Origin of the sequence: Mesorhizobium sp. M7A.F.Ca.AU.001.01.1.1 (assembly GCF_004022735.1) — a bacterium.
Classification (GTDB): Bacteria; Pseudomonadota; Alphaproteobacteria; order Rhizobiales; family Rhizobiaceae; genus Mesorhizobium; species Mesorhizobium ciceri.
The window spans coordinates 1-10,786 of sequence record NZ_RZPF01000146.1 but is presented as its reverse complement, the minus strand read 5'-3'; the positions used below and the strand labels follow the sequence as shown (position 1 = coordinate 10,786).

The 10,786-nt window shown below is 64.9% G+C and carries 11 protein-coding genes; 6 read left to right on the top strand and 5 right to left on the bottom strand.

What is annotated here, in order from left to right; all coding sequences use genetic code 11:
* Positions 1-882: NAD(P)/FAD-dependent oxidoreductase (locus EN884_RS11705; RefSeq protein WP_164894980.1), on the top strand; the 882-nt coding region annotated here is incomplete at its 5' end.
* A gap of 230 nt (positions 883-1,112) precedes the next feature.
* On the opposite strand, the gene EN884_RS11700 is transcribed toward EN884_RS11705, so the two are convergent.
* Positions 1,113-2,348, bottom strand: a complete 1,236-nt coding sequence (locus EN884_RS11700; protein ID WP_063169590.1) for an amidohydrolase/deacetylase family metallohydrolase — start codon at positions 2,346-2,348, stop codon at positions 1,113-1,115.
* Positions 2,349-2,374: 26 nt separating this feature from the next.
* Positions 2,375-2,740, bottom strand: a complete 366-nt coding sequence (locus tag EN884_RS11695; RefSeq protein ID WP_063169591.1) for a RidA family protein — start codon at positions 2,738-2,740, stop codon at positions 2,375-2,377.
* 220 nt (positions 2,741-2,960) lie between these two features.
* Here EN884_RS11695 and EN884_RS11690 point away from each other — a divergent pair, with 220 nt between their 5' ends.
* On the top strand, positions 2,961-3,446 hold the full coding sequence (locus EN884_RS11690; protein WP_027162851.1) for a hypothetical protein: 486 nt from the start codon (positions 2,961-2,963) through the stop codon (positions 3,444-3,446).
* A 10-nt stretch (positions 3,447-3,456) separates the two neighbouring features.
* On the opposite strand, the gene EN884_RS11685 is transcribed toward EN884_RS11690, so the two are convergent.
* Positions 3,457-4,092 carry an isoprenylcysteine carboxylmethyltransferase family protein gene (locus EN884_RS11685; protein ID WP_063169592.1) on the bottom strand — a complete coding sequence of 212 codons (636 nt, stop codon included), beginning with the start codon at positions 4,090-4,092 and terminating at the stop codon, positions 3,457-3,459.
* A 231-nt stretch (positions 4,093-4,323) separates the two neighbouring features.
* On the opposite strand from EN884_RS11685, the gene EN884_RS11680 reads away from it, so the two are divergent.
* The 3 genes from EN884_RS11680 (at position 4,324) to EN884_RS11670 (ending at position 7,323) form a co-directional block, all read left to right on the top strand.
* Complete coding sequence (locus EN884_RS11680) at positions 4,324-5,121, top strand: hypothetical protein (protein ID WP_063170407.1); 798 nt, start codon at positions 4,324-4,326, stop codon at positions 5,119-5,121.
* 160 nt (positions 5,122-5,281) lie between these two features.
* The gene (locus tag EN884_RS11675) at positions 5,282-5,956 is read left to right on the top strand and encodes a winged helix-turn-helix domain-containing protein (RefSeq protein ID WP_013528748.1); all 675 of its coding nucleotides are present in this window, start codon (positions 5,282-5,284) and stop codon (positions 5,954-5,956) included.
* On the top strand, positions 5,953-7,323 hold the full coding sequence (locus EN884_RS11670) for a HAMP domain-containing sensor histidine kinase (RefSeq protein WP_024504077.1): 1,371 nt from the start codon (positions 5,953-5,955) through the stop codon (positions 7,321-7,323). Before EN884_RS11675 ends, EN884_RS11670 begins: the two co-directional genes overlap by 4 nt.
* A 51-nt stretch (positions 7,324-7,374) precedes the next feature.
* Here EN884_RS11670 and EN884_RS11665 read toward each other — a convergent pair whose 3' ends face one another.
* The gene (locus EN884_RS11665; RefSeq protein ID WP_013528746.1) at positions 7,375-7,803 is read right to left on the bottom strand and encodes an Lrp/AsnC family transcriptional regulator; all 429 of its coding nucleotides are present in this window, start codon (positions 7,801-7,803) and stop codon (positions 7,375-7,377) included.
* 115 nt (positions 7,804-7,918) lie between these two features.
* Here EN884_RS11665 and EN884_RS11660 point away from each other — a divergent pair, with 115 nt between their 5' ends.
* A complete protein-coding gene (locus EN884_RS11660) occupies positions 7,919-9,022 on the top strand; it encodes a saccharopine dehydrogenase family protein (protein ID WP_024504078.1) in 1,104 nt (367 codons plus the stop codon).
* 235 nt (positions 9,023-9,257) lie between these two features.
* On the opposite strand, the gene lpdA is transcribed toward EN884_RS11660, so the two are convergent.
* Entirely contained in the window at positions 9,258-10,655 is a 1,398-nt protein-coding gene (gene lpdA / locus EN884_RS11655) for a dihydrolipoyl dehydrogenase (RefSeq protein ID WP_063169593.1), read from the bottom strand.
* Between the last annotated feature and the right edge of the window lie 131 nt (positions 10,656-10,786).

Below are 10,786 nucleotides of genomic sequence, written 5' to 3'. Positions count from 1 at the left end.
GACCTGCCGGTCGCCGGCCGGTTCAAGGGCGAGCTGCTGCACTCCAGCCAGTATGCCAGCGGCGACAAATTCCGCGGCAGGAAAGTCGCCGTCATTGGCGCTGCAAGCTCCGGCCACGATGTCTGCGTCGACCTCTGGGAGAGCGGCGCCGAGGTCACCATGATCCAGCGTTCGCCGACGACAGTGGTCAAGTCGGACACGCTGATGGAAGTCGGCTTCGAGATCTTCTCGGAAGACGCACTGTCGCGCGGCATCACCACCGAGAAGGCCGACATGATCGTCGCCTCGACGCCGTTCGCGCTGGTGCCCAAGGGCCAGCAGGCGCTTTACGAGGTGATCAAGGCGCGCGACGCGGCCTTCTACGACCGCTTGCGCGCCGCCGGCTTCGCCATCGATTTCGGCGACGACGAGACCGGCCTTCTGATGAAGGCCTACCGCACCGGCTCCGGCTACTACATCGATGTCGGCGCCTCCGACCTGATCATCGACGGCAAGATCGGCATCCGCAGCGGCGTCGCCATCAAGTCGCTGACCCCGAGCGGCATCCTGTTCGAGGACGGCAGTGAACTCGCCGCCGACGCCATCATCGCCTGCACCGGCTATCAGTCGATGAACGAGAATGTCGCCGCGATCGTTTCGCGCGAAGTCGCCGACAAGGTCGGCCCGTGCTGGGGCCTTGGCTCCGGCGTCAAGGGCGACCCCGGCCCCTGGCAAGGCGAGCTGCGCAATATGTGGAAGCCGACCGCCCAGGAAGCGCTCTGGTTCCACGGCGGCAATCTGGCGCTGTCGCGCTTCTATTCGAAATATGTGGCGCTGCAGATCAAGGCGCGGATGGAAGGCATTGAGACGCCGGTTTACGGGGCGGTGAGCAACGCCGGGTAAAGTCGACCCCCACTCCGTCGAGCTTCGCTCGCCACCTCTCCCCCGATCGACGGGGTAGAGGAAGGGCGCCACACAGATCGGCGAGGGAGAGGAAGGCGCGAGTTCGCCGCCCTTGGCTCCTTCCTCTCGCTCCGGAGGGGGGAGAGGTGGCGCTGCGAAGCAGCGACGGAGTGGGGGAAGCCATTCGCCAAGCGCACAGTCCCAAGACAGGCACAAGCTGGCGAGATCAGCTAGTCGTGCCGATGCCCAAAGTGCCTCGCCGCAACCTCGACATGGGTATGCGCGGCATGCGCCACAAACCGCTCAGTCTCGCTGACATCGTTGACCGCTTCGTTCGGCCACCAGGTGCCGCCGATAACGATGCCTTCGCACACCAGTCTCTGATCGGCGACCAATGACGCGCCGACCGCGTCGACGAAGGTGAAGCGGCCCGGGCGCTGACGGAGCACGGCGACGTCGCCGACCGTGCCGACGGCCAGTGTGCCCAGGTCAGGCCGCGCGATCGCCTGCGCCGGCGCTTGCGTGGCGGCGCGCAGGACCTCGACCAGCGGCATGCCGAGCGCCAGGAGCTTCGACATGCAGACGAGGATGTCGAAGGCGGGACCGTCGACGCAGTAGAGATGCACGTCGCTCGAGATCACGTCGGGCGCCAGCCCTTCTTCGAGCATGGCGCGGGCGACGGCGAAATCGAACGAGCCCATGCCGTGGCCGATGTCGAAGATGACGCCGCGCTCGCGCGCCAGCCGCATGTCGGGCCGCACCGCGCCGGAAGCGAACACCGGCGCATTCGGGAAAGGCCGGAAGCAATGGGTGAGAATGTCGCCCTTGCGCAGGCGCGGCAGCACTTCCGAGCGGCCGGGCGGCGGTTCGTCGATATGCGCCATCAGCGGCAGGCCGGCCTGGTCGGCGGCCTCCAGCGCCAGATCCACCGGCGCGATGCCGCTGGTGCCGCCGGCATGCTTGCCCGAGCGAACCTTTACGCCGACCACGACATCGCGGTGCTCGCGCACCGCAGCCACAACCTCGCGCGGTTCGCAGAGCCTGAGATCGCTGCACTCGCCGACCGACACCGTCTGCGAGAAGCCGAAAATGCCGGCAAAGGAAATGTTGACATAGGCCAGGATGCGAACCTTCGAGCGCTCCATGACATGGCGGCGGAAGCCGAGGAAATTGCCGGCGCCCGCACTGCCGGCATCGATGAAGGTGGTGGTGCCGCTCTTGGCGGCCAGCCGGTCGGCATCGACGCCAAGCGACGTGCCGCCCCAATAGACGTGGCTGTGCAGGTCGACCAGGCCCGGCGTGACGATGCAGCCGCCGGCATCGACGATCTGCGCGGCGCTGTCCGCCGGGATATCGGCGTCGACCGCGGCAACGCGGCCATTGGCGATGGCGACATCGCGCAGCGCGTCGAGGCCAGCGGCCGGATCGATCAGCCGTCCGCCCTTCAGCAGGAGGTCGAATTGCATGGAGTAACCTCCGCTCGTTGCTTTGCTTACAGAGGCCGATAGGCGACCGCCTCGACCTCGATCTTGATATCGATCATCAGCCGCGATTCGACCGTGGTGCGGGCCGGCGGGTTCTTCGGAAAGTGCCTGGCATAGACCGCGTTGAAGGCGCCGAAATCGCGCGCGTCTTCCAGCCACACGGTGGTCTTCACCACATCGTCCATGGTGCAGCCGGCCAGCGCCAGCGCGGCCTTGACGTTGGCGAGCACCTGCTCGGTCTGTTCCGATATGCCGCCCTTGACCACGATGCCGTCGCTGCCGACGGGAACCTGGCCCGAGACATAGACGAGATCGCCTGCCCGCACGGCGGGCGACAACGGCACATGCGACGTTCCAAAACACTGTTTCGGCAAGGGACAAGCCTCCTCTGATGACAGGACGGGGTGCCATTGCAGCGCCCGCTTCGATCGACATTTACGCCGATCCGGCCGATCCTCATAGGGGCCTTGTTGGAAAGCAACATTCTTGGAAATCTGCGTTGCTTTATTACAAGAGCCCTTGCATCGTACGCGCTGACGGGCGGCTTGGAAGCCGCACCGCATAGACGGATTTGCCAGAGCGGAGACAGCAGCAATGACCTACGACAAGAACCCGTTTCCATCAGGCGATGCCGATCGCCACGCGCTCTGGGAAATGCTGGTGCGGCGCGACATCGACGCCTTCATCGGCCAGGACTGGGCCATGGTCGAGGACGATTTCGTCGCCGAGAGTTTCTTCGGCATGCATGCGCATTTCCTGCACAACGCCGACGCCTGGCGGCTGCAGTTTCCAAGGCTCGAAGTCTATCGCGACGAATGGCTGCGCCAGGCCAAAGAGACGGCGGCGACCAAATTCGCCGAGCCGCTGCGCGAGGCGCTGTTTCGCGTCACCAACATGCGAGACATCGACGTCGACGGCGACCGCGCCGTGCTGCACAAGAAGTTCGACGGCTCGGTCGCCAAGGCGGACGGCAGCGTCGACCGGCTGAAATGGCAGACGCTGTATTTCTGCAGCAAGGTCGGCGGAAGCTGGAAGATATCAGGCTTCGTCGGCTACATGCCGCATCCGCTCGGCAGCTAGAGCCAGCTGATCAGTAGAGCGTGACGAAGGCCGGAAACAGCATGCCGGTCGCCCGGAAATGCTCGACCAGTTCGATGGCCGGGAAGATGGCGAGGAAATAGAGCCCGTCGAAAAACGTGCGCTTCAAAGCCCGCGTCGAGAACTGCAGTTCGTCATCGTCGCGGTAGAGCAGCGGGTTTGGCCAGAACCGGGGCGTGCTCTTGGTGTAGGCAAGATAGGCTGGGCCGAACTTGCCGAGCAGAAATTCGGCTTCCTTGCGCGCCGTGACGCGAAAGATGAAAAAGCTGGCAAGGCCCAGCGCCACGGCCGTCATCAGCGAGCCGTAGAGCAATCCAATGCCGACCGCGCCGACCGTCGAGAAGAAATAGAGCGGGTTCTGCGTGGTCGAGAACGGTCCCGTCGAGACCAGTTCCTCGTTCTTCTTGCCGCCGACATAGAGAATGCTCCACAGCCGCCCGACGACACAGACGAGCACCAGGCAAAAGCCGAAGAATTCGAGCGTTTCGTGCCCGTCGGAGCCCTCGCTCAGCCCCGGCTTGGTGAGAAACAGCAGCAACACCGCCAGCGCCGCCGCAACCCGCACGAAGATCAGGCGCTTGCGCTGGTCGAAGGCCTGGGAAACCGGCTTGAGGGTAGCGTAGGTCATTTGGTGTTTCCTGGGGCACTGACGAGTGCCCGTGAGCAATGGGCATGACATTGATGGCGGATGAAAGGCGCACGCCCTCTATCGGCGCAGCGCCGGGCGTTCGTAAAGGACTTTGCGCGGCCCACGTCCATTCTTACGAATTTGTATGCCGCCGGACAGGCCGGCGTGAACTCGTTTGCTTACGCTGCGCGGATCGCCACCGCCGCAACCGTCGACCTCAGGACTTCAGCCATGCTCGCGCCCAACAGGCAACAACCCGCCCCACCGAGCCACAACAGAGTTCCCGACGTCACTCTCGATTTCTGGGTGATCAAGTTGATGGCGGTCACCACCGGCGAGACCGCGGCGGACTATTTTGCCGACACGATCGGGCTTGGGCTGACCGTCACCTCGCTGATCATGACCGGCATCCTGATCGCTGCCCTCGTCCTGCAGTTTGCGCAGAAGCGTTACGTGCCGTGGGCCTACTGGCTGGCGGTGGTGCTGATCAGCATCGTCGGCACCCTGGTGACGGACAATCTCGTCGACACTTTCGGCGTGCGCCTGCAGACCACGACCATCGCCTTCTCGGTTGCGCTCGCCGCGACATTCGCGGTCTGGTACGCCAGCGAACGGACGCTGTCGATCCACACCATCTTCACCACCAGGCGCGAAATCTTCTACTGGCTGGCGATCCTCTTGACCTTCGCGCTCGGCACCGCCGCCGGCGATCTCGTCGCCGAAAGCTTCGACATGGGCTACCTCACCACAGGCCTGCTGTTCGGCGGCGCCATCGCGCTCATCGTGCTGGCCTACTGGCTGCTCAATCTCGACGGCATCCTGGCCTTCTGGCTCGCCTATATCCTGACGCGGCCGCTCGGCGCCTCCTTCGGTGACCTGCTGTCGCGATCGGCCAGGCATGGCGGCCTGGGCTTCGGCACCATCTTCACCAGCCTGCTCTTCCTCGGCTGTATCATTGCGCTCGTCCTGCACATGACCCTGAAGGGGACAACCGACGAAGCCGATGAACTGTTGCTGGACCTGGACTAGGTGCAGGGCGGATGCGCTAGCATTGACAATTGCCGAAAACCCCACCGCTTCGGCCAATCGTGAACGTTCTAGCGCCACCATCCCTGCGCCTTCGTGACATCCTAGGAACAAGCCCGTGCCGGTGATAGCCTGTCCATCTCGGCAACGGACCGGACCTTTCATGCGACTGCTTCTCGTCGAGGACGACCACAGGACGGCCGACTATATCGTCAGGGGACTGACCGAGGCCGGCCATGTCTGCGATCTCCTGCGCAACGGCCATGACGGGCTGTTCGCGGCGACCCGGGGCAAATACGACGTGATCGTCGCCGATCGGATGATCCCCGGTCTCGACGGCCTGTCGATGGTCAAGGCGGTGCGCGCCGCCGGCGTGCGCACGCCGGCGATCTTCCTCACCTCCGTCGGCGGCATCGACGACCGCGTCGAGGGGCTCGAGGCCGGCGGGGACGACTATCTGGTCAAGCCCTTCGCCTTTTCCGAACTCCTCGCTCGCATCAACGCGCTTGGCCGGCGGCCGGCGGCGCAGGAGCAGAAAACCGTCCTACGGGTCGCCGACCTCGAAATGGACCTGATCATGCGCCGCGTCACGAGGCGGGGCCAGCCAATCGACCTGCAGCCGCGGGAGTTCAGCTTGCTGGAAGTGCTGATGCGCGGCGAAGGCCGCGTCATCACCCGCACCATGCTTCTGGAGCGGGTCTGGGATTTTCATTTCGATCCCAGGACCAGCGTCGTCGAGACCCATATCAGCCGGCTGCGGGCCAAGGTCGACAAGCCCTTCGAAACCCAACTCATCCACACCGTCCGCAACACCGGCTACAGCCTGCACGCGCCATGACCGGAACCTGGTCCCGCCTGCTGCGCAGCACGCCATTCCGGCTTGCCCTGACCTTCGCCTTCCTGTTCGTGCTGGCCTTCGTCCTGTCTGGCGCCATCGTCTACCAGATGATGAGCGCCGATCTTGCCGAGCGGCTCGACGACACCATCAAGGAAACCTACGCGGTCGTCGCCGCGACCTATGCCGAGAACGATCTCAAGGAGCTGGTTGAGACCGTCGGCAGCCACTCCCTGCGCAGCCTCAAGAAGGAGCAGCTGTTTTCGTTGACCGACGCAACGGGCAATCGCCTGGCCGGCAACTTCACCGCGGCAGGGCTTCCCGACGGCTTCTCGATGTTCGACACCGAAATGCCCGGCGTGCCGCCCGGCGCCGAGTACCGCGCCTATTCCGGCCCGGTCGGCGGCAACACGCTGACCGTCGCCTTCAGCCTTTCCGAGACGGAGGAGCTGGAGAGGATCGTGCTGATGAGCTTTGGCTGGGGAACCCTGATCATCACCGGGCTGGCGGTCGCCGGCGGCGCCCTGCTCGCCTCGCGCGTCCAGCGCCGTCTCGACGGCATCGCCGCCACCATGGTGGATGTCTCGCATGGACGGCTGGACACCCGCATTCCGCTGACCGGCAAGGGCGACGACATCGACATCGTCTCCAGCCAGGTCAATGCCGCGCTCGACCGCCTGTCGGCGCTGGTCGAAGGCATGAAACAGGTCAGCGCCAACATCGCCCACGATCTGAAGACGCCGCTCAACCGGTTGCAGATGATCCTCGACACCGCGTCGGAAAAGAACCTGTCGGGCCGGAAAATCGCCGCTGAACTGGCGGAGGCGCATGCCGAGAGCCTGCAGATCAACGAGACCTTCGATGCCCTGCTGCGCATCGCGCAGATCGAGGCCGGCGCCCGCCGGGCGCGGTTCACCGATGTCGATCTGGGCGAGGTGCTGCAAACCATCGCCGAGATCTATGCCGATGTTGCCGAGGACGACGGAAAGTCGCTGTCGTTGGCGCAACCACAGGAAACGACGGACCGGATCCATGGCGATCGCGAGCTGCTGACGCAGATGTTCGCCAATCTGGTCGAGAACGCGTTGCGCCATTGTCCATCGGGCACGACGATAAAGCTGTCGGTGGCGCGCCAGGACGAACGCGTCGTTGCGGGCGTCGCCGACAACGGTCCCGGCATTCCGGCGGCAGAGCGCGAGAAAGTGTTCCAGCGGCTCTACCGGCTGGACCACAGCCGCTCGACATCAGGCAGCGGCCTCGGGCTCAGCCTTGTCCGGGCCATCGCCGATCTGCACGGCGCATCGATCACGCTCGAGGATTGCCGACCGGGACTTGCGGTGGTGGTGCGTTTTCCGCTGGCTACGGATTAGCCGGCGAAACGGCTGGTGCTGTTCAAGCCCAGCTTGGGTTGAGAGGTCCCCTCACCTATCTATCCGCGTCGACAGGATGATCGACGACAGCGTCCGCTCGACTCCATCCATGGCGCCGATCTGATCGAGCAGCATGTCGAGGTCGCGGATTGATGGCGCATCGACGATGACGATCATGTCGAAATTGCCGCTGACCGAATGCAGCGTCCTGACCGTCGCCAAACCGCGCAGGCCGCGCACCACCTTGTCGGCAAGCTTGGGCGTCACGGTGAGCAGCACATGCGCCCGCACCAGCCCCTGCTCATAATCCGGCGCCAGCCGCACGCCGTAGCCTGATATGATGCCGCGCTGCTCCAGCCGTTCGATCCGGCTCTGCACGGTTGTCCGCGAGACGCCAAGCCGCCGCGCCAGCTCGGCGGTCGAGGCGCGCGCATTCTCGCGCAGCAGCGAAAGCAGGGTCTGTTCGGCATCGCTGAGCATTTCGACGATTCTTCTCGGCGGACTGACCAATCAATGGGTTCGTTTCGTACAGAACCACGCTTCCTTTCGACGGGCAAGCTGCGAATCTGTGCTCACAACCAGTGAGGGATTTGTCATGAAGAAAATTGTCGTTGTCGGCGCCGGCAAGATCGGCTCGACCATTGCCGAGATGCTCGCCGCCACGGGAGATTATCAGGTCACGCTCGTCGACCGCTCGGCAGCACAGCTCGCAGCGGCCGAAGTCCCGGCCACGGTTGCGACGCTGGAGCTCGACATCGAAGCGTCCGGCACGCTTGAAGCCGCACTCGCCGGCAAATTCGCGGTGCTCAGCGCCGCTCCCTTCCATCTGACCACCCGCATCGCCGAGGCGGCGGCCAGTGCCGGCGTGCACTATCTCGACCTGACCGAGGACGTCGTCTCGACCCGCCGCGTCAAGGAATTGGCGCGTTCGGGCAGAAGCGCCTTCATTCCGCAATGCGGCCTGGCGCCGGGCTTCATCTCGATCGTCGCCAACGATCTCGCCAGCCGGTTCGATTCGCTGGAAAGCGTGCGCATGCGCGTCGGCGCCCTGCCGCAATACCCGTCCAACGCGCTGAACTACAATCTCACCTGGAGCACCGACGGCGTCATCAACGAATATTGCGAGCCCTGCGAGGCGATCGTCGAAGGCGAGCTGGTCGAGGTGCCGCCGCTGGAAGAGCGCGAGGAGTTCTCGCTCGACGGCGTCACCTACGAGGCATTCAACACCTCCGGCGGCCTCGGCACACTGGCCGAGACGCTGAAGGGCAAGGTGCGCACGCTCAACTACCGCACCATTCGCTACCCCGGCCACGCCGCGATCATGAAGGCGCTGCTCAACGACCTCGGCCTGCGCCATCGCCGCGACGTGCTGAAGGACATTTTTGAAAGCGCCCTGCCGGCGACATTGCAGGACGTCGTCATCGTCTTCGTCACCGTCTCCGGCCGCAAGAACGGCCGCCTGCTGCAGGAGACCTACGCCAACAAGGTCTATTCCCAGCGTATCGGCCAGGTGGTGCGCAGCGCCATCCAGATCACCACGGCGTCCGGCATCTGCGCCGTGCTCGACATGCTGGCCGACGGCAGCCTGCCGGCGACCGGCTTCATCAAGCAGGAAGACATCGCGCTGGACGCGTTTCTAGCCAACCGTTTTGGCCGCGCCTATGCCCAGCACGAAATGGTGAGTCGGCTGGCGGGGTGAAGCGGCGTGTCTCTCTTGTGGAGAGGCGGGCGGGACAGTGCCCCCCCTCTGCCCTGCCGGGCATCTCCCCCTCTAGGGGGGAGATCGGCTGTCATCTTAGATTTCGCCAATTTTTGAAAGTTTTGGAAGAGGCAGGTTGCCCGAAACTGCCAATCTCCCCCCTTGAGGGGAGATGTCCGGCAGAACAGAGGGGGGCGCTGTCCCGCCGGCATCACCGCTTTTGCGCCATCGCGAATTAAATATGCAGCGCGTGTCCCAGCGCCTTCAGCGCTGCTTCCTGGAATCCCTCGCCCTGCGTCGGATGCGCGTGGATGGTGCCGGCGATGTCCTCCAGCCGCGCGCCCATCTCCAGCGCCAGCCCGAACGCCGCCGCCAGTTCCGACACACCCTGCCCGACCGCCTGGATGCCGAGCACCAGATGGTTGTCGGCGCGGGCCAAGACGCGGACAAAGCCGTCCTCGCCCAGCTTCGTCATCGCCCGGCCGTTGGCCGCGAACGGGAACATGCCGATCTTGATCTCGCCGCCGAGCGCCTTGGCTTCTTCCGGCGAAAGACCAGCGGTCACCAGTTCGGGATCGGTGAAGCAAACGGCGGGTATCGAACGCTTGTCCCAGCTGCGCTTGTGGCCGGCAACGATCTCGGCGACCATCTCGCCCTGCGCCATCGCCCGGTGCGCCAGCATCGGCTCGCCGGTGACGTCGCCAATGGCGAAGATGCCGCGCATCGAGGTGCGGCACTGGTCGTCGATGCGGATGAATTTGCCGGCCATGTCGAGGTCGATCTGCTCGAGCCCCCAGCCTTCGGTCACCGGCTTGCGCCCGACCGTGACCAGGATTTTTTCGGCGGCGACCTTGGCGCTCTTGCCGTCCGAGGTCTCGACCAGCAACGCGTCACCCTTGGTTGAAAGCCCCTTGGCCTTGGCGCCCAGCATCACCTCGACGCCGAGCGCGGTGAGCCGCTTGACCACCGGCCGGGTCAGCTCGGCATCATACTGCGCCAGCACGCGCGGCAAGGCCTCGATCACGGTCACCTCAGCGCCCATCTTGGCAAATGCCATGCCCAGTTCCAGCCCAATATAGCCGCCACCGACGACCGCGAGATTTTTCGGCACGTCGCTGAGTGCCAGTGCCTCGGTTGACGAAATCACCCGACCGCCAAACGGCAGGAACGGCAGCTCCACCGGCGCCGAGCCGGAGGCGATGACGATCGTTTCGGCCCGGATCACCTGCACGCCCGTCTCGGTCTCGACCGCGACCGTCTTGCCGTCGCGAAAGCTCGCCCAGCCATGCACGGTTTTCACGCCTGCCTTCTTGAGCAGGCCGGCGACGCCACTGTTGAGCCGGCTGACGATGCCGTCCTTCCAGGCGACGGTCCGGGCAAGATCGAGCGTCGGCGCGGTGACCGAAATGCCGAGCGGGCTCTTGCCGCCCGCCATGTGCGACACCTTCTCGAACTCCTCCGCCGCATGGATCAGCGCCTTGGACGGGATGCAGCCGACATTGAGGCAGGTGCCGCCCGGCTTGCCGGCCTCGACGATCACCGTATCGACGCCGAGCTGTCCGGCCCGGATGGCGCAGACATAGCCGCCCGGCCCGGCGCCGATGACGAGCAGCTTGCAGGAGATTTCTTTCATGATGGCACGCTCTTTCTGGTGGCGAAGGCCCCCTCATCCGGCCGCTTCGCGGCCACCTTCTCCCCGGTGGGGAGAAGAGGCGAGCACAGACGCCGGCGACCTCCTCTCCCCTCGGGGAGAGGTCGGATTGC

What these genes read in the sequence shown, in the direction of transcription:
- EN884_RS11680 (WP_063170407.1), top strand. Translation starts at nt 4,324, where the DNA reads ATGCTCGCGCCCAACAGGCAACAACCCGCCCCACCGAGCCACAACAGA.
- EN884_RS11670 (WP_024504077.1), top strand. Translation starts at nt 5,953, where the DNA reads ATGACCGGAACCTGGTCCCGCCTGCTGCGCAGCACGCCATTCCGGCTT.
- EN884_RS11685 (WP_063169592.1), bottom strand. Translation starts at nt 4,092, where the DNA reads ATGACCTACGCTACCCTCAAGCCGGTTTCCCAGGCCTTCGACCAGCGC.
- EN884_RS11675 (WP_013528748.1), top strand. Translation starts at nt 5,282, where the DNA reads ATGCGACTGCTTCTCGTCGAGGACGACCACAGGACGGCCGACTATATC.
- EN884_RS11690 (WP_027162851.1), top strand. Translation starts at nt 2,961, where the DNA reads ATGACCTACGACAAGAACCCGTTTCCATCAGGCGATGCCGATCGCCAC.
- lpdA (WP_063169593.1), bottom strand. Translation starts at nt 10,655, where the DNA reads ATGAAAGAAATCTCCTGCAAGCTGCTCGTCATCGGCGCCGGGCCGGGC.
- EN884_RS11665 (WP_013528746.1), bottom strand. Translation starts at nt 7,803, where the DNA reads ATGCTCAGCGATGCCGAACAGACCCTGCTTTCGCTGCTGCGCGAGAAT.
- EN884_RS11660 (WP_024504078.1), top strand. Translation starts at nt 7,919, where the DNA reads ATGAAGAAAATTGTCGTTGTCGGCGCCGGCAAGATCGGCTCGACCATT.
- EN884_RS11700 (WP_063169590.1), bottom strand. Translation starts at nt 2,348, where the DNA reads ATGCAATTCGACCTCCTGCTGAAGGGCGGACGGCTGATCGATCCGGCC.